12 protein-coding genes and 1 riboswitch are annotated in these 17905 nt (G+C 36.5%); of the genes, 8 read left to right on the top strand and 4 right to left on the bottom strand.

Annotated features, from left to right (window positions below; all coding sequences use genetic code 11):
• Window positions 1–721 precede the first annotated feature (721 nt).
• Window positions 722–3004 carry a helix-turn-helix domain-containing protein gene (locus tag HWV59_RS24765; protein WP_175640626.1) on the top strand — a complete coding sequence of 761 codons (2283 nt, stop codon included), beginning with the start codon at window positions 722–724 and terminating at the stop codon, window positions 3002–3004.
• A 502-nt stretch (window positions 3005–3506) separates the two neighbouring features.
• Here the strand turns inward: HWV59_RS24765 and HWV59_RS24770 are convergent.
• Window positions 3507–4379, bottom strand: coding sequence for a carbohydrate ABC transporter permease (locus tag HWV59_RS24770; RefSeq protein ID WP_102228720.1), 873 nt, complete (start codon window positions 4377–4379; stop codon window positions 3507–3509).
• A 422-nt stretch (window positions 4380–4801) separates the two neighbouring features.
• On the opposite strand from HWV59_RS24770, the gene HWV59_RS24775 reads away from it, so the two are divergent.
• The 6 genes from HWV59_RS24775 to HWV59_RS24800 all read left to right on the top strand — a co-directional run bounded on the left by HWV59_RS24775 (window position 4802) and on the right by HWV59_RS24800 (window position 12129).
• Window positions 4802–5659 carry an ABC transporter permease gene (locus HWV59_RS24775; RefSeq protein ID WP_407941665.1) on the top strand — a complete coding sequence of 286 codons (858 nt, stop codon included), beginning with the start codon at window positions 4802–4804 and terminating at the stop codon, window positions 5657–5659.
• Between the two features lie 50 nt (window positions 5660–5709).
• On the top strand, window positions 5710–6333 hold the full coding sequence (locus HWV59_RS24780) for a YesL family protein (protein WP_175640627.1): 624 nt from the start codon (window positions 5710–5712) through the stop codon (window positions 6331–6333).
• Window positions 6334–6445: 112 nt separating this feature from the next.
• The gene (locus tag HWV59_RS24785) at window positions 6446–7960 is read left to right on the top strand and encodes an extracellular solute-binding protein (protein WP_175640628.1); all 1515 of its coding nucleotides are present in this window, start codon (window positions 6446–6448) and stop codon (window positions 7958–7960) included.
• A gap of 90 nt (window positions 7961–8050) precedes the next feature.
• Entirely contained in the window at window positions 8051–9637 is a 1587-nt protein-coding gene (locus tag HWV59_RS24790; protein WP_175640629.1) for a glycoside hydrolase family 43 protein, read from the top strand.
• Window positions 9638–9643: 6 nt separating this feature from the next.
• Entirely contained in the window at window positions 9644–10759 is a 1116-nt protein-coding gene (locus HWV59_RS24795; RefSeq protein ID WP_175640630.1) for a glycoside hydrolase family 88/105 protein, read from the top strand.
• Window positions 10760–10776: 17 nt separating this feature from the next.
• The gene (locus tag HWV59_RS24800; RefSeq protein WP_175640631.1) at window positions 10777–12129 is read left to right on the top strand and encodes a glycoside hydrolase family 28 protein; all 1353 of its coding nucleotides are present in this window, start codon (window positions 10777–10779) and stop codon (window positions 12127–12129) included.
• Between the two features lie 647 nt (window positions 12130–12776).
• Here HWV59_RS24800 and HWV59_RS24805 read toward each other — a convergent pair.
• The 3 genes from HWV59_RS24805 to HWV59_RS24815 all read right to left on the bottom strand — a co-directional run bounded on the left by HWV59_RS24805 (window position 12777) and on the right by HWV59_RS24815 (window position 16466).
• Window positions 12777–13571, bottom strand: coding sequence for an alpha/beta hydrolase (locus tag HWV59_RS24805; protein ID WP_175640632.1), 795 nt, complete (start codon window positions 13569–13571; stop codon window positions 12777–12779).
• Between the two features lie 25 nt (window positions 13572–13596).
• Window positions 13597–14505 carry a pectinesterase family protein gene (locus tag HWV59_RS24810; RefSeq protein ID WP_175640633.1) on the bottom strand — a complete coding sequence of 303 codons (909 nt, stop codon included), beginning with the start codon at window positions 14503–14505 and terminating at the stop codon, window positions 13597–13599.
• Between the two features lie 416 nt (window positions 14506–14921).
• Window positions 14922–16466 carry a metal ABC transporter solute-binding protein, Zn/Mn family gene (locus tag HWV59_RS24815; RefSeq protein ID WP_175640634.1) on the bottom strand — a complete coding sequence of 515 codons (1545 nt, stop codon included), beginning with the start codon at window positions 16464–16466 and terminating at the stop codon, window positions 14922–14924.
• Window positions 16467–16745: 279 nt separating this feature from the next.
• A riboswitch (yybP-ykoY riboswitch) is annotated at window positions 16746–16842 on the top strand.
• A gap of 102 nt (window positions 16843–16944) precedes the next feature.
• Here HWV59_RS24815 and HWV59_RS24820 point away from each other — a divergent pair.
• Complete coding sequence (locus HWV59_RS24820; protein ID WP_102228845.1) at window positions 16945–17634, top strand: TerC family protein; 690 nt, start codon at window positions 16945–16947, stop codon at window positions 17632–17634.
• Window positions 17635–17905 lie beyond the last annotated feature (271 nt).

Below are 17905 nucleotides of genomic sequence, written 5' to 3' on the forward strand. Positions count from 1 at the left end.
CTTTAGTAAAAAGTGATAAAAACATACGTAAAGAAGGAGTATGTATTCATTTACATTGTTATGCAGTATAAAACCATTCGCAAAATCCAAAAAACGGAAAAATTGACATTAAAAGAGGTAAAACTTTCAATAATTTTCCACTTCTGTATGGCTTCTTTAGTAAAAAGTGATAAAAACATACGTAAAGAAGGAGTATGCATTCATTTACATTGTTATGCAGTATAAAACCATTCACAAAATCCAAAAAACGGAAAAAGTGACATTAAAAGTGGCGAAACTTTCATGATTTCCATTTCTGTATTGTTTCTTCAATAAAAAGTGATAAAAGCTTACGTAAAAAAAATGCTGTTTTCTTTTAAATTAATTGGCCTCTATTTTTCTTTAGAGCTATTTTAATTAGCCCTTTATATGGGATATCGATTTGTTTGCAGATAATCATTTTGTAATATCATGTTCAATAGATCATTTTTTATCTGAAATTTTGGCTTAAGTGCTTGAAATTCATGTAACTGTTTTGATGATTATAGAATTTTTATTGATTATAAAGTAAGTTTAATTTAAATATGTAAGTGTTATCGATAAATGGAAGATGTTGAAGGAGGTATAAGGATCATGAAAAGCAGCTGTATTTAAGTGTAACGGCATATTGACATGAAAATTAGTAGAATCATATAATATAAAATAATGTAAGCGTTTTATTGGTGGGAAGAGGTGATTAAATTTGAAACAAAAACCAAAATATTTTTATCGCATTTTTTTACCTTTTGTTTTAGTCGGTACTCTTGTGGTCATCTTATTTAATGGGTTTGCTTATTTTTTTACTAAAGCGTCATTTGAAGAGAAGATTATACTGGAGAAGCAAGAAAATGTTGTTCAGATCATGAATACACTTGAACAGAAAATGCAAACATTGGATTATTCACTTAATTCCTATGTTCATGATTCCTCATTTAAACAATATATTAAAGAGCCTTTAACGGTGAAGAATTTTGATGTTTATCAAGCAATTGATAAACAATTGAACTATATATCATCATTCGGTCCAAGTCAGACTTCTATTGAATTAGTTAGCTTGCAAGGGAATTGGAAAATAAATCAATACGGATTAAAAGCAGTTACTGAACAGGAAATGGATTATATTGATTCGCATTATATGTCGCTTCCGCACTCCTCCACATGGTTGAAGGAAGAAAACGAAAAAAATGAGATTAAGCTTATCAAACAGACCCCCTATTATCAGTCAACAAAAAATGGCGTTCTCATAGTACATATCCCTTTAAAGTCACTTTCAAGTCAAATTTATAATCAAGCCGAATCAAATCCTATCTATATTTATAATCAAGATGGAATCTTAATCTATCAAAGTGAAACAGAATCACAGGAAAACGAGATTAAACAAAAGAATATTTCTGACTTAGTAAATCAACACCAAGGACAAGCCGGGATTTATCCAGTTGATTCACAACAAAATGACCAATATAAATTGGTCTATTCAAAATCGGGATATAATGGGTGGCTATATATTACGAAAGTAAAGGATTCAGAGTTTACTGAAGCAATGAAACCAACGATTATTGGAACGGTTTTGATGAGTGTTTTTATGCTATCAGTAACCATTATTATTGCGTATGTAAGTTCTGACTATTTTTCAAAGCCAATTCGTGAACTGCAGAAATTCATTCCAAAAATGCAAAAAAGTGATTATAAAGATGAATTCGAACTTATTGGCAGATCAATTCGTGAGGTCATAAATAAAAATCAATCATTAGAAGATGTTATTACAAGCCAGCATGAACAATTAAAGACTTTGTTTATGTTAAATCTATTTCATGGGCGTATGAATGACCAGGAAATTCAGGAGCAATTGCAGGACTTTAAATTCCCGCAAGAGTGGCAATATTTATATGTGCTGGCCATTCAATTTGATCATATTGAAAACAATAACTATTCGAGAAAAGATAAAGATGTTTTATTATTTTCGATCAATCAGCTTGTTTCTGAAATTATTAGTAAAGATGAACAGCTATCACCAGCTGTTATTGATTCAAAGACTCAAGCAACGATCTTACTTTGCCGAAACGAAGATACCGATCAGCATGTTTTAGTCATAAACAACTATATGGAAAAGATTCAAAAAGTGGTAAAAGAGATATTTAATTTAACGATTAGTGTTGGAATTAGCAGTCCATATAAAGAATTAGGGGACAGTAAAATGGCCCTTCAACAAGGAATTGAAGCACTGAAGTACCGTTTGAAAGTAGGAAAAGAATCAATCATTTTTTATGAAAGTGTTTCAGCTATTTTTAATAGTAATGAGATAAAAACCTATTTTCCTAAAATACTGGAAAACCAGTTATTTGATTCAATTAAATTAGGAGAGAACCAAAAAGCAAAAGAAACCTTACACCATTTACTTGCAGAGCTGTTTAAGAATAATAACAATCCTCATGAACTTGAAGTTAATATTATGCGGTTCATAAATGATTTAGTTAGCTTCATGCATGTATTGGGAATGGATACGTTAATCATAGAAGATCATAAAACACTGTATAATGCGATTTCAGAAATGAAAACTTCCGAAGAAATTGAAATGTTTGTCAAACATAAAATCGTTTATCCAATGATTAATGCGATTGCTGAACGTACTGATTTTCAATATAAAACCATTTCTGATAAAATTGTTCATATTATTCAAAATGAATTTGATACAGAACTGTCTTTAGAAAATATTGCAGCCCGTCTTCATTATAATAAAAATTATTTAAGCAGCATCTTTAAAAAGGAGTTCAATCAATCATTTAGTGAATATCTTGCTTTATATCGATATGATATGGCAAAGAAGTGGCTGAAAGAAACAGATTTGTCAGTGAAAAAAATATCAGAGAGACTGCAATATAATAATTCTCAAAATTTTATCCGCTCCTTCCGTAAGTTTGAAGGAATCACACCGGGAAAATACCGTGAATTGCATGCTGGTGAGACGTTGGTTATTAAGAAAGGTTGATTATTTGCTCCAACCAAAATAATAGTGTTAGTATGGAACATCTCCTTAATGGTAATTTGAACATTAAAGGAGATGTTTTTTGTTTTGAAAAAATGGTGAAGTTTTTTTATAAGCAAATTCTTGTTAAAGAAAATCAATCATTCTTAGGCACTTTTTTAAAGGCTGTTTTCTCAAAGATTGTTGTTTTTGAACACTATTTTAACTTAATAGTGGAATGGAGCGGAAGACACTCGACTCCTGCGGGAAGTGAGGAAAGGCTGAGACTTCGCAGGCGAAGCCGAGGAGGCTTAGCTTCCTCCCCGCGGAAAGCGAGTGTCTGCAGCGCAATGGAACGAACTAATTATTACCCTTAATTACCTTAAAAGCATTAACAGTTTAAATATCCTATTTCAAAGAAAAAGCCTATAAACAAGAAAGACCACCATATCAAAAATATCGATATTGGCAGCCTATGGAGTATTATTTAAAGTGTTGCATAGTAAAGGCGTATTGCTTATCCCTATTATGCCTTTACTGAACCTACAAAAGCCCCTTTTACAAAGTATTTTTGCAGGAATGGATAGACGATAAGCATAGGGATTGTGGCAACGGCTATAACGGCCATTTTGATTGTCTGTGCAGGTGGGACAATGTCTACTGCAGAACTATCTGCCTGCATGCCGCTTGATACAATAACAATTTGGCGCAGTAACACTTGAATCGGCCATTTTCCGGAATCATTTAAGTAAAGAATTGCATTTGTATATTCATTCCAATAGGACACTGCGTAGAATAAGGAAATTGTTGCAATGGAAGGCAGCGATAATGGCAGGATAATTTTAAAGAAAATCATAATATCATTATAACCATCAACCTTTGCTGATTCTTCCAAACTGTCTGGAATGGCTTGGAAGAAGTTCCTCATTATAATTAAGTTAAATGCACTTATTGCAACTGGTAAAATTAAAGCCCAGTACGTATCGATTAACCCTACATTTCTTACGACAAGGTATGTAGGAATCATCCCTCCACTAAAAAGCATCGTAAAGACTACAACAAAATTAATACCCTGTCTTCCATATAAATACTTTCGGGATAATCCGTAAGCCATAAAAGCAGTTAACACCATACTTACGAATGTACCAACACCTGTGACCCCAATTGATACGGCAAAGCTTTTAAAAATAGTTGGTGTTGAAAAGATATAATGGTAAGCATCTAATGTAAAGGATGTTGGAAAGAGAATAAATGATTTTTCAACAACCTCCTGTGTTGAGGCGAACGAACTCGCGATAACGTTTACAAAAGGAAGAAAACAAGCTAACCCAATTAGCAGCAGGATCGTATAGTTAAGGAAATTAAAAATACGGTTGCCTAATGAACTCTCATACTTCAATAGAAACCCTCCATATCTATTTATATTTTTTTGTACCTTTACTATAGCAACAGGAAAATAAGCACGTCTATAATCATTTCCTCAGTAGTTATTTCAAACCATGATTATGGAATTTCTTAAGAATAATCATGGATAGATTGAAGTGATCAATAGATCATACCAAGTACAGAAAACGTTTACAAACATGATGGAGAAGCGGTTTCTGACAGAATGATTGTAGACGTTACGCTGTGTAATGGATTAATTTTGAATTATACAAAACATTCAAGTAGAAAACGAAGGAGGATTTCTGAGTGAGGGAAACAATGATTCCTATAAAAGATCAGCACAGCATTCAACCAGTTCCAGATAAAAAAGCATTAAAGCGTCAAATAAGGAAAAAGAACATTGCAAGTATTGGCAGAAATAAATATTTATATTTTATGATATTGCCGGGTCTGCTATATTTTATTATTTTTAAGTATGTTCCGATGGGAGGACTGATCATTGCCTTTCAGGATTACCAGCCGTTTTTAGGGATATCAGGAAGTCCTTGGGCGGGTCTTAAACATTTTACCCGATTATTTACAGAACCAACCTTTTTTATGTTATTAACAAATACACTGTTTCTGTTTGCATTGAATCTATTTATCTTTTTCCCTATTCCTATCATTCTGGCATTAATGTTAAATGAAGTAAGAGGGAAGTTTTTCAAAAGTACGATCCAAACCGTTATCTATATCCCGCATTTTATGTCATGGGTTATTATCGTATCGATTTCTTACGTCTTCTTAACAGTAGATGGAGGAGTTATAAATGAATTGATTGCGAAAGCCGGCGGGGAGAAAATGGATTTCTTAACAGATGGTGGCTGGACCCGGGCCGTTTATATCCTGCAAATTATATGGAAAGAAATGGGCTGGTCAACTATCATTTATTTGGCTGCTGTGACAGCCGTAGATCCACAACTATATGAAGCTGCAAAAATGGATGGTGCTAACCGACTGCGTCAAATCTGGCATGTTACCTTGCCTGCAATCCGTCCGGTTATTATTATTCTATTAATTTTAAAAATTGGTCAAACGTTAGATTTAGGATTTGAGCATGTGTATCTTCTGCTAAATTCACTAAATAGAGAGTCAATGGAAATTTTTGATACGTATGTCTATACTGCCGGACTTAAAAATGGCCAATTAAGCTATAGTACAGCCGTTGGTTTATTTAAAGGACTTGTGGGATTAATCCTCGTTATTGGAGCGAATAAACTAGCAAAGAAATTTGGAGAGGACGGTCTTTACTAATACATGGAATTGATAACGTTATCATAGAGGGGAGAAAGGAGTATGAATAAATGGATAAAATGGCCGAACGGTTAAATGACATATGTATTCGCATTTTGCAGCTGGTATATCTCAATATCCTATGGATTGCTTTCACGATGCTGGGTTTTGTTTTAGTAGGAATCGGTCCTGCCACATTGGCACTGTTAACAGTCATGAGGCAGTGGATTCGAGGAAATAGTGATGTCCCAATTTTTCGGACATTCTGGCAAACGTATCGTTCTTCCTTTAAAGAAGCGTCTGTCATGGGCATGATTTATCTTGTTATTGGCTGGATTTTATATGTTGATCTTTTGTATGTTCAATCTTTTTACTTACGAGCTTTAGTGATCTTTGTATGTTTTATCTATGTTGTTTCTCTTTGTTATGTGTTTCCCATTATGGCCCACTATGATTGGAAAAGCACTGTTCTAAAAATCAAGTTCTCCGTCATATTTGGGATTTCATATTTACAATATACATTGATTTTGCTTTTGGCATTAGCCTTCATTTATTTGGTTCTCTTTATGTACTCAGGTGCACTTATCTTCTTTGGGGTTAGTATTGGGAATTACATTATTATGTGGATGGCAAATCAAGTGTTTATAAAAATTGAAAACCAGGCAGTGCTGCAGGAAAGTGAGAGCCAAACATAATAGACATTTTAAGGGGGTGGAGAGAAGGAATAGAGAATGAGGGGATTTATGTAAAAATCAGTATGAGAAGGATAAAAAAACTCACCGTCATGAAAGGGGATAATGGTTGATTATGAAAAAGAAAAAACTTGCCAAAATAATTGGGGTAAATGTATTAGTTGCATCACAAATTCTTCTTGCTGCTTGTTCCAATAATAATGAACAAGCAAGTGGAGATTCTGAAAAGTATGATCCTGAATCAAAAGTTGAAGTGAACTGGACAGCGATCCTGCACACGCCATCTCCACCAACAGATGTCGTATTAAAAGAAATTGAAGAAGCGACAAATTCGACGATCAATTTTAATTGGGTACCTGATGCTTCAAAAGAAGAAAGAATTACAGCTGCACTTGCCTCAGGAGAACTATCTGACATTATTTCATTAACAATGCTGACAAATTCTTCAGTAAGACAATCATTAAAAACCGGTATGTTTTGGGATGTGGAAAAGTACTTAGATGATTATGATAATTTGAAACTCATTTCTGAAGATATTAGAACAGCTGCATCTATCGATGGAAAATTATATGGTGTACCATTTCAAAAAGATTTAGCTCGTTCCGGACTATTGCTTCGTAAGGATTGGTTAGACAATTTAGGTTTAGAAGTTCCAAAAACATTAGATGAATTATATGAGGTTGCAAGAGCATTTACAGAAGATGATCCAGACGGTAATGGCAAAGATGATACAGTTGCCTTTGGTGATCGAAGTGAACTTAGATACGGCAGCTTTAAAACGTTAAGCTCCTACTTTGGAACACCAAATGGATGGAAGGTTGAAGAAGATGGTACTTTTACACCGGAATTCGAGACACAAGCATATAAAGATACAATGAACTATTCAAGAAAGTTATACGAGAATGGCTACTTGGATCAGGATTTTGCGGTAACAGCTAAAACAGATCAACAACAAAAATTCGCACAAGGTAAAACAGGGATTTATACCGGTTTGGTTGATATTAAAAATTTAAAAACGATGGCAGAGGGTATCCAGGATGAAATGGAGATCGTGCCAATCAATAAAATGGAAAGCCCTGATGGAGAAAATCATATTTGGTCTGAAAATAGCGGTGTAGGGGGATTAATGGCATTCCCTAAATCAGAAGTGAAAACAGAAGCAGAGTTAAAGCGCTTACTGCAATTTGTTAATGACATGATTGATGAAGAAGTGTTTATGCTCATGACAGGCGGTATTGAAGGAACTCACTATGAAACAGATGAAAATGGTGCATTTACGATTTTAGACACTGACTTATGGCAAAAAGACGTACAACCATTTTCCAGCTCAAGACCAAGTGAAATTACCCACTCTTTAGTTGATGCTGATCCTAATAAGCAATTGGTCAATGAATTAATAAAAGAAAATGCTGAATTTGCCGTTCTGGATCCTACTGTTCCACTTGATTCACAGACAGCAAATGAAAGAGGAACAGAATTAGAGAAAATTATCATTGATGCAACGATTAAATACATCATGGGAGAACTGGATGAAAAAGGCTTTGATGATGCTGTAGAGAAGTGGAAACAGTCCGGCGGAGATTCAATGGCAAAAGAATATGAAGAGGCTTATAAGAAAGCACAAGGATGATGGTGAAATAGTAAAGGTAAGATTCTTTCTCCTTACATGTAAATATAGGAGAAAGAATCTTCTTTCTTGAATTAAGAAAGGAGCTTTTTTATGGAGAAAAAGTCGATGATAAAAAATCCAATTCTAACAGGATTTAATCCCGATCCTTGTATTATTCGGGTGGAGGAGAACTACTATATTGTGACCTCAACTTTTGAATGGTATCCGGGTGTACTAGTCTATCATTCTAGAGATCTACAAAACTGGCAGCATCTAACAAATATTTTGAGTAAAAACACAAACTTTACCGGTAATCCAGATTCAGGCAGCATCTGGGCACCTGCCTTAAGTCATCATGAAGGTGTATTTTATTTGGTTTACACAGATGTAAAAAGAAGCAAGTACCCCTTTAAGGATGCTCATAATTACTTGGTTACAGCAACAGATATCATGGGGCCTTGGTCAGAGCCTGTCTTTTTAAACAGTGGAAGCTTTGATCCCTCACTTTTCCATGATGAGGATGGACGAAAGTGGTTTTTAAATGTTGAGTGGGATTATCGAATTGATGGGAGAAATAAATCTGCAGGAATTGTGATGCAGGAGTATTCTTCAGATGATGAAAAGTTAATCGGTCCAATCTATAAAATATTTAATGGAACAGATTTAAGAAAAACAGAAGCTCCTCATATTTATAAACAGAATGGTTACTATTATTTACTTACTGCAGAAGGTGGTACAGGTACAACTCATGCTGTTACTGTTGCAAGATCCAAGGAACTTACAGGTCCTTATGAAGTAGATCCGTTAAATCCGATGCTAACCTCTGCTCATGACGAAAATCTGCCGTTGCAAAAGGCAGGACATGGAAGCTTAGTTCGTACACAAACAGGAGAATGGTTTATGGCTCATCTATGCAGCAGACCTGTAAAAGGGAAATACTCCATTTTAGGTCGGGAAACAGCTATTCAGCGTGTGGAATGGACAGATGATGGTTGGCTTAGACTTGAGAACGGAGGAAATGAAGCACAAGTAGACGTCATCGCACCTAATCTGCCACAACATCCTTTCCCATCTGATCAAAACGAATATGATGATTTTCAACATGAATCATTACATAAAACCTGGAACACCCTTCGCAAAGCTCCTGATGAATCTTGGTGCTCATTAACAGAACGTAAAGGCTGCTTGCGTGTAAAGGGAGGAGAATCCATTCACTCATTGAATGACCAGCATCTAATTGCAAGAAGACAGCAGCATTTTTCCTGTGAAGTGGAAACAGAAATGGAATTTGAACCAGAAACATTTTTACAGATGGCAGGTTTAGTTCTTTATTACAATACGGACAATTATGTCTATCTCTATCTTTCGCATGATGAAGAAAAAGGAAAATGTCTTAATATCATGAGATGTGTTTGGGGTGAGTTTGAGCAATTGAATCTATGGATTTCTATGAATGAGAATAACAGCATCAAGCTCAAAGCTGAAATAAACGAGGACGAAGCAATTTTCTTTTATAAAACGGATGGTACTAGTTGGGACAAAATTGATGTTCCAATCAGTATTGCCCACCTTTCTGATGAGGGGAACGGATTTACAGGAAATTTTGTTGGAATATGTGTACAGGATCTTCTCGGAACAAACAAACATGCTGATTTTCATTACTTTCGTTATCAAGGAAAACAAGAGGGGGAGGAATGAACGAAGATGGAAACAAAAACACTGAATTGGTCACAAAAAATGATTGACTCTGTAATGGTTCGAAGACCGCTTTTGTGTGAGGGTGTTCAAAATGATAAATGGTCATATGATTATGGGGTTGTATTAAAGGGAACAGAGCTTGTCTGGCGAAAAACCGGTGAGCATAAGTATTTTGATTATATGAAAACAAACATGGATGCGTTTGTAAATGATGAAGGGGAAATCCGTGAATATGACATTAACTTATTCAATATTGATCATATAAACAATGGAAAGGTTTTGCTTACTTTATACAAGGAAACGGGAGAAGAAAAATATAAGAAAGCTGTAGACCTTTTAAGAAAACAGCTGCAATTACATCCGCGTACATCAGAAGGAGTATTTTGGCATAAAAAAGTATATCCTCATCAAATTTGGCTTGATGGTCTGTACATGGGGTCACCGTTTTATGCGGAGTATGTAAAAGAGTTTGGACTAGAGAGAGAATTTGATGATATAACAAAACAATTTTTATTATGTGCAAAAAATACAAAAGATCATGAAACAGGCCTTCTTTTTCACGCATTTGACGAGAAAAAAATACAACCATGGTGCAATCCCGAAACCGGGCATTCAAAGAATTTCTGGGGAAGATCAATGGGGTGGTTTGTGATGGGATTAGTCGATACGCTCACATTCATTCCAGAAAATCATAAAGACCGTGATTCTTTATTGACATTACTAACAGATGTTTTACTTGCTTTGAAAAATGTGCAAGACAAAGAATCAGGAGTTTGGTACCAGGTCCTTGATATGGGAGAACGAAAGGGAAATTATCTTGAAGCATCGGCTTCATGTATGATGTTATATGCTATTGCAAAGGGTGTAAGATTAGGGTTTCTAAACAAGGAATGGAGACAGGTAGCCCACCAGGTTTATGAGGGGATCATAAACGAATTTATTACAGTGACAAGTGAAGGCTTGGTAAATTTAAATAAAAATTGCCAGGTAGCAGGATTAGGTGGGCCTGATAGACGAGACGGAACATTTGAATATTATATTAGCGAACCGATTATCACAAATGATTTGAAAGGTATAGGGGCTTTTATTCTAGCAGCGGCAGAAATGGAAAGTGTTCAATAGAGAAAGGAGAGATGAAAATGATTCCAACAAGTACAACCAACCTGCATGATATTACACAATATGGAGCCATAGGGGATGGAAAGACTGTTAATACGAAGATGATTTCCGCGGCCATTCAAGCATGTGAGGAAGCTGGGGGAGGAACGGTTTATGTCCCTGCTGGTCGATTTCTAACAGGAGCGATTATATTAAAAAGCAATATGAATCTTTATTTAGAAGCAGGATCCACTCTTTTATTTAGTACTGATGTAAATGAATATCCAGTTGTCCACTCTAGGTGGGAAGGGGTTAAAAGGGACGTATATGCATCTTGTATCTATGCAGAGAACGCTGAAAACATATCTGTAACAGGATATGGGACATTGGATGGTAATGGTGCATTTTGGTGGGATCTTTTTAGACGAAAAGAACACAGATACCCTCGTCCAAAACTGGTAAGCTTTGATTCCTGCAGGCATATTCTCATTTCAGGAGTGAAAATGATTCAATCTCCCAGCTGGACGGTAAATCCCATTTGCTGTGAAGATGTCACCATTCATAATCTCACCATTGTAAACCCCAGCGATTCTCCGAATACAGATGGCATTGATCCAGAGTCGTGCCGAAATGTTAGAATATCAGATTGCCATATTGATGTCGGTGATGATTGTATTGCCATTAAAGCGGGAACAGAGGATACAAAAAAGCGTGTACCTTGCGAAAATATTACCATTACAAACTGTACAATGATCCATGGACATGGCGGGGTTGTCCTTGGAAGCGAAATGAGCGGTGATATTCGAAACGTTACAGTGAGTAATTGTGTATTTGAAGGAACAGACCGAGGAATTCGGTTAAAATCAAGACGAGGACGCGGCGGTGTGATTGAAGACATTCGTGTAAGCAACATTGTGATGAAAAATGTTATTTGTCCGTTTATTGCAAACCTCTATTATTTCTGTGGACCACGTGGAAAAGAAAAATATGTATGGGATAAAAACCCCTATCCTGTAACAGATGAAACACCTGCTTTTAGAAGGATTCATTTTTCAAATATAACGGCAAGAGAAGTAAGTGCAGCTGCAGGATTTTTATACGGCTTGCCTGAGATGTATGTAGAAGATGTGACATTTGATCATGTAACAGTCGATATGGCTGAAAATGCAGAACCAGGTATGCCTGCCATGATGTCAGAATTAGAGCCAATGAAACAACGCGGCTTCTACTGCGGCAACGTCAGAGGTGTGAATTTTCATAGAGTAACAGTCAGTAACAATGAAGGTCCCGCATTTTATGTGGAAAACGGGGAAGATATTGAGTTCAATCAATGCAAACAAAAAACAAGCTCTGAAGGTTCGATGATTGAATTGAAGAATGTAACTTGTAAATAAAATAAAAAATCGTCCATATAAATTTTGGACGATTTTTTGTATGAAGGACAAATTTTGTTTCAAGCCCTTGCGAAATGTCCTTCATCCTTGGTATGAAGGACAAATTCTGTTCAAGCCCTTGCGAAATGTCCTTCATCCCTGGTATGAAGGACAAATTCCGTTTCAAGCCCTTGCGAAATGTCCTTCATCCTTGGTATGAAGGACAAATTCTGTTCAAGCCCTTGCGAAATGTCCTTCATCCCTGGTATGAAGGACAAATTCCGTTTCAAGCACTTGCAAAATGTCCTTCATCCCTGGTAAGAACTATTCGGTAAGGAATATAAATATCCTTCATCCCTGGTAAGAACTATTCGGTAAGGAATATATTACTAGAGTAACAAATTTAAGATATTGATCGGAGGCTCAAGAAACTACTTATAGATAGCGAATACCTGCAACCGAAATCAACTCAGGTTAATAGTGCATCTTATTTTAAAAGCATCAAAGTATAGTTTATTAATAGGCGTTTTTTGCAAAGCTTGTTTCTACCGCACTCTTTTTTAAAATCTATAGTGGAATGAAGCTGCAGACACTCCCCGGCGCATCGAGTGTCTGCAGCGCAATGGAACGAACTAATTTTTATCTTTAACTGTATTAAAAAACAACCATTATTTAATAGTAAACCCTTGCTGGTTCAACCAGCTTTCACACAATTCTGTCCATTTCCCCACAACAGGATCATCTCCAGCAAGACCTAACCCATGACGTCCATTCGGAAAAATATGCATTTCAAAGGGAATCTTATTTTTACTTAATGCCTGTGCATAGAGCAAACTGTTTTCAACAGGAACAGGTTCATCATCAGCTGTGTGCCAGAGAAAAGTCGGCGGTGTATCAGCCGTAACATTATTTTCACTAGATAATGATACACGAAGTTGTTCAGATGGTTTATTTCCCAGTAAATTGTTAACAGAGCCCTCGTGATAATCTTGTGTAAAAGAAATGACAGGATAACAGAGGATTGCTAAATTTGGCCTGCAGCTTTCCTTATCAATTACATCAGTAGATTCGTAGCATTCCTCCAAAAGTTGAGTGGAAGCCATTGACGCTAGATGTCCACCTGCCGAAAATCCTAATATTCCAATTTTCTGTGGATCAATAGACCATTTTTCTGCATAATGGCGAACATAGCGAATCGCACGCTTGGCATCTGCTAATGAAGCAGGGTGTCTCGAAGGTGATACGCGATAGTTTAACACAAACGCTGATATACCTAAGGTGTTGAACCATTTTGCGACCGGTTCACCTTCATGATGTGCACGATGCTGATAACCACCACCTGGAAAAATGATAATAGCCCCATGCTTTTCCTTACCATCGATAAGGTAGGGGGTAATTGTTGGAGAAAATGTATCTTCAGAACTAAGAAATGGTACACTTTCTGTCCATAATGAATTTGTCATTTAAAAGACCTCCTAAAAAACCATCCTATTTTTTTAAGGTTGGAACCCAATTGTCAGAGCTCTCAAATATCTTTTCAATCGTCAAATCCGCAAAATCACGTTCTGATAAAAGTGTTGACCACTTTACTCGATGTTCCATTTCACCACCAGGTCCAGTACTCGCTGCTTCATAGTATCTTGAGGTTATTTCGTTTTCTTTGTCGCTCCAGTTGTCCCAGCCTTCGCGTTTAATATGAGACCCCATCCATGTTCGAATAAAGCTGGTTTGCGCATAAGGGCGCCACGGTCTTCCTAAATATACAGTATTGTCATTTGCCCTGCCGGTTAATTTACAATCAAAAAAGATAAAGCCATATGCTGATTCCTTTGGTGCGGAAGAAGCTGTTATGTATCCATCACGTAAACTATGAATTTCACAATGTTGAAAAACGACTGTGCCAGAGCCGAAAATAAAATCAACATGACCTTCAATATAGCAATGTGAAAAATATTGCCGACCGCGACTTGAGTAAAGAGTATCTTGATTACCTAGTAATCGAACATGATGGTAGATACCGCGATCACCGGATACATAAAGCGCTAGTGCTTGCCCAATTTCCTCTCCATAACCTGCTGTATTTTCAATTGTTATGTTTTCAAGTTGAATATTATCTGCCTGTATGGTAACAACTGGTGTACGAAATGTTCCAAGCTTCTTATGATTAGAGTCAGTCATTTCCGCATATAAATGATTTGTAATAATTGTGTTCTCAACATCTTCCCCTATTAAAGAAATATCTGGTTTATTGTCAGGAATTACAACGTTTTCTTCATATTTACCTGCCTTAATAAAAATGGTGACAGGTTCAAGAGGAAGAACACGAACTGAATCGACCGCATCCTGAATACGTAGAAAGTCTCCATTACCTTCTTTACAAACAACTATATTTCTCATCCGATGACGCCACCCCTTTGAACTAAATTAGAGAATCCTTTCCTATCATTTACAATAGCTTAATTTTGGGAAGACTTCTATAATCATTCTCCATATATAAGGATTTCCATCAAAAAAAGTGATCTGTTGAATCTAATATAAGATAATGATTATGTAGGTTTGTATTCCTTATATTTAGTATATGTACTTGTCATTATTGTTGGCAGATATAAATCAAAGCGAACAATCATATATTTGTTGAATTAAATAATGTAAACGCTCAGTTGCAGTATGTATCGCTAAGGTTGCATGGATACGACTCAGCTTTCACACAATATATTTTTATATATAAAAATATCCGGGCCCCCAAGAAGGGGTGACCGGATATTATATTATTAGAAAAGATATAGAATTGTACTTATCTGAGGGAGGAAAAATTAATGCATTATCATTTCATGAGCGATTTCCTCACCGCTAAGGTCAGAAGGGTAATAGGTTGGCCAGTTAATGACTTCCTCTAGCAACGCTTCCCGGTCATCACCCCAATACAAGTGATAGTGATATGAATCGGTTGGGGCAATACTGTGATCACTAAATTGGATATAGCTTGGCATCTTTCCTTCATGCTCGTCAGCAAGTTTGAAGACATAGCGCACACCACGGTTTCCAGCTTCATAGTTTAGAATTTCATAGCCGTCATAGATATAACTTCCAGACGATTTTTCTCCATCTTCAAAGAATGTGAATGTATCTCCTTCAATAATGATACGGTCCACGCCTGTTTTATATCCTATTGTATAGTAATCTTTATATTCTTCTTCAGTCTTGTCTCCGTCTTCTGCTTTGTGAGCAAATACTTCATCGAGGGTACCATCCAGTAAATAAGGGTAAACGGATTGCCAGTCACCTTCCCAGTCAGATAAGTCCCGGTCTTTAATTTGATCATCTTCAAAGTAACCATCATAAATCTTCTGAGCTTCTTCATCTAATTCATGGCTGTGATCATGGTCGTGTACTTCGGGTTCTATAGCAGGTGCATCTTCCAATGCTGTAAGCAGCTGTTTCAGGTTATGTCTCATCAGTGTAAAATAATCTTCATCTTTTTTAATATCTTCATCTGTCAGTACAGACAGGTTATGCAGCCTTAGCGTTTCTGCACCTATTTCATCCCTCACGACTTCAGTTATTTTCGTCGTAATGTTCTGTTCAAAAAAGACGTGTTTTAATCCGTATTCTTTAGCAGTCTCTACAAGTGTCTGTAGTTCTTTCTGAGACGGTTCCTGCGTAGGGCTCAAACCGGTAACAGCAATCTGGTGTATACCGTAAGCTTCTTCCCAATAGCCATATGCCGCATGAGAGACGATAAAATGATTGCCTGTAGCTGCTTTCAATTCAGCGGAAAACTCTTGATCTAGCGCTTCAAGGTCAGTCTTGAGAGTTTCAAAGTTTTCATTAAATAATTTCTCTTTTTCAGGTTTCATTTCTACTAATAAATCTTTAATATCCTCTGATAATTCAATGGAGCGGGTTGGATCCAGCCATACGTGGGGGTCATAATCTCCGTGGTCATGATCATGTCCGTGATCGTGGTCATGGGAACCTTCACTGAGCTCAATCCCTTCAGATGCTTCAACAACTGTCACATCTTCAGCCTCTACAGCTTCAGCGATTTTTTCAGCATAGGCCTCCAGCCCCGCGCCATTCATTATAAACGCATCCGCTTCAGCAATAGCCATTACGTCTTTAGAAGTGGGCTCATATGTATGGGGGTCTGACCCTGGTGGCAGGATTGATTCAACTTCAGCTTCTTCCCCTGCAATCTGTTCTGCAAAAAATTGCAGGGGATAAACCGTAGTGAAAATTTTCGTCGGTTCAGTTGATGCCGATTTCTGTTCTCCACTATTATTCTCATTTTCTACTCCACATGCAGCAAGGGTAAAGACAATTAATAAACCAAATAAAAACATCCATTTTTTCCTCATATGTATCCTCCTTTTCACTTTTCACAAAAAGAGTATATCGTAATAGTTACGATTTGTAAATAGTAATGGTTCTTATTTATAACAAACGGTTATTTGTATAAATATATTCCTTTTGTGTATGTTTACAATAACGATGATAAAAAGGTTAGTAGTCACAGGTGTCCTTAATATCAGTATGTTAAAAGTAAATAATTAACCAATTGAAACATAAATAAGATAAAGTAATAGACAGACATATCATGTATAAAGTATAATGACATAAGATTTAATAGCGAAAGCTTCCAATGTAAAGGGGAGTAGCGTCAGGATTATCCTGAAACAAAGTCGTCATTACATGAACTTTGTTCATCGGCTTTGTTGGCATATCATTGTGCTTAGCGAGACCTTTGCCTTATAGGCAAAGGTCTCTTTTATTTGTGCATAATAGCTATTTATAAATCTAGTAAAAACAGATATCCAGGAGGTAATCTTAATGGAAATGGAATTTCTCACTGCACTTTTATCTATTATTGTGATTGATTTAGTTTTAGCCGGAGATAATGCCATTTTAATCGGGTTAGCGGCAAGAAACTTGCCAAAACAACAACAGAAAAAAGTTATTTTATGGGGTTCAGTAGGAGCAATTATTATTCGTATCGTGGCAACCTTAGCTGTTGTTTGGTTATTGGAAATCCCGGGTCTTCACCTTGTCGGCGGACTATTATTAGTCTATATTGCTTACAAATTGCTCGTTGATAATGATGACCATGGCGATGTAAAAGCCGGGGATAGCTTCTGGGCAGCACTCCGAACAGTTATTATTGCCGATGCTTTAATGGGACTTGATAATGTCTTAGCAGTAGCCGGTGCATCTCACGGAAATATGCTATTAGTTGTTTTAGGTCTATTAATCTCTGTGCCTGTCGTTATGTGGGGGAGTACATTAATTCTAAAATGGATTGATCGTTTCCCGATTATCGTAACAATCGGAGCAGGTATACTTGCTTGGACTGCTTCAAAAATGATTGTAGGCGAGCACTTCTTAAGTGGTATATTTGAAAATGGTTTTGTGAAATATGGATTTGAAATCTTCGTCATTGCAGCAGTTATTATAACAGCTAAATATGTACAATCTAAAACGGCAAAAAATCAAGAAGAAACAGCTCTTTTAAAAACCGGAACACATTAATACTAGATTGGCCAACCTATAATGATGGGTTGGTCTTATTTTTATGGCAGTATACGCAAAGGTTATTGCTTTGGATTACTATTTTAACGCTATAGTGGAATGGAGCGGAAGACACTCGACTCCTGCGGGAAGTGAGGAAAGGCTGAGACCCCACAGGCGAAGCCGAGGAGGCTCAGCTTCCTCCCCGGCGCATGGAGTGACTGGAGCGAGATGGAACGAACTAATTTTAACCTTAACTGTATTTAACCTTTTTAATATAAACATGTATTAG

The sequence above is a fragment of the Metabacillus schmidteae genome (assembly GCF_903166545.1).
Classification (GTDB): Bacteria; Bacillota; Bacilli; order Bacillales; family Bacillaceae; genus Metabacillus; species Metabacillus schmidteae.

Coding starts and splice junctions, on each gene's coding strand:
- HWV59_RS24800 (WP_175640631.1), top strand. CDS start 10,777: ATGATTCCAACAAGTACAACCAACCTGCATGATATTACACAATATGGA.
- HWV59_RS24775 (WP_407941665.1), top strand. CDS start 4,802: ATGATATTGCCGGGTCTGCTATATTTTATTATTTTTAAGTATGTTCCG.
- HWV59_RS24790 (WP_175640629.1), top strand. CDS start 8,051: ATGGAGAAAAAGTCGATGATAAAAAATCCAATTCTAACAGGATTTAAT.
- HWV59_RS24810 (WP_175640633.1), bottom strand. CDS start 14,505: ATGAGAAATATAGTTGTTTGTAAAGAAGGTAATGGAGACTTTCTACGT.
- HWV59_RS24820 (WP_102228845.1), top strand. CDS start 16,945: ATGGAATTTCTCACTGCACTTTTATCTATTATTGTGATTGATTTAGTT.
- HWV59_RS24805 (WP_175640632.1), bottom strand. CDS start 13,571: ATGACAAATTCATTATGGACAGAAAGTGTACCATTTCTTAGTTCTGAA.
- HWV59_RS24795 (WP_175640630.1), top strand. CDS start 9,644: ATGGAAACAAAAACACTGAATTGGTCACAAAAAATGATTGACTCTGTA.
- HWV59_RS24815 (WP_175640634.1), bottom strand. CDS start 16,466: ATGAGGAAAAAATGGATGTTTTTATTTGGTTTATTAATTGTCTTTACC.
- HWV59_RS24780 (WP_175640627.1), top strand. CDS start 5,710: ATGGATAAAATGGCCGAACGGTTAAATGACATATGTATTCGCATTTTG.
- HWV59_RS24785 (WP_175640628.1), top strand. CDS start 6,446: ATGAAAAAGAAAAAACTTGCCAAAATAATTGGGGTAAATGTATTAGTT.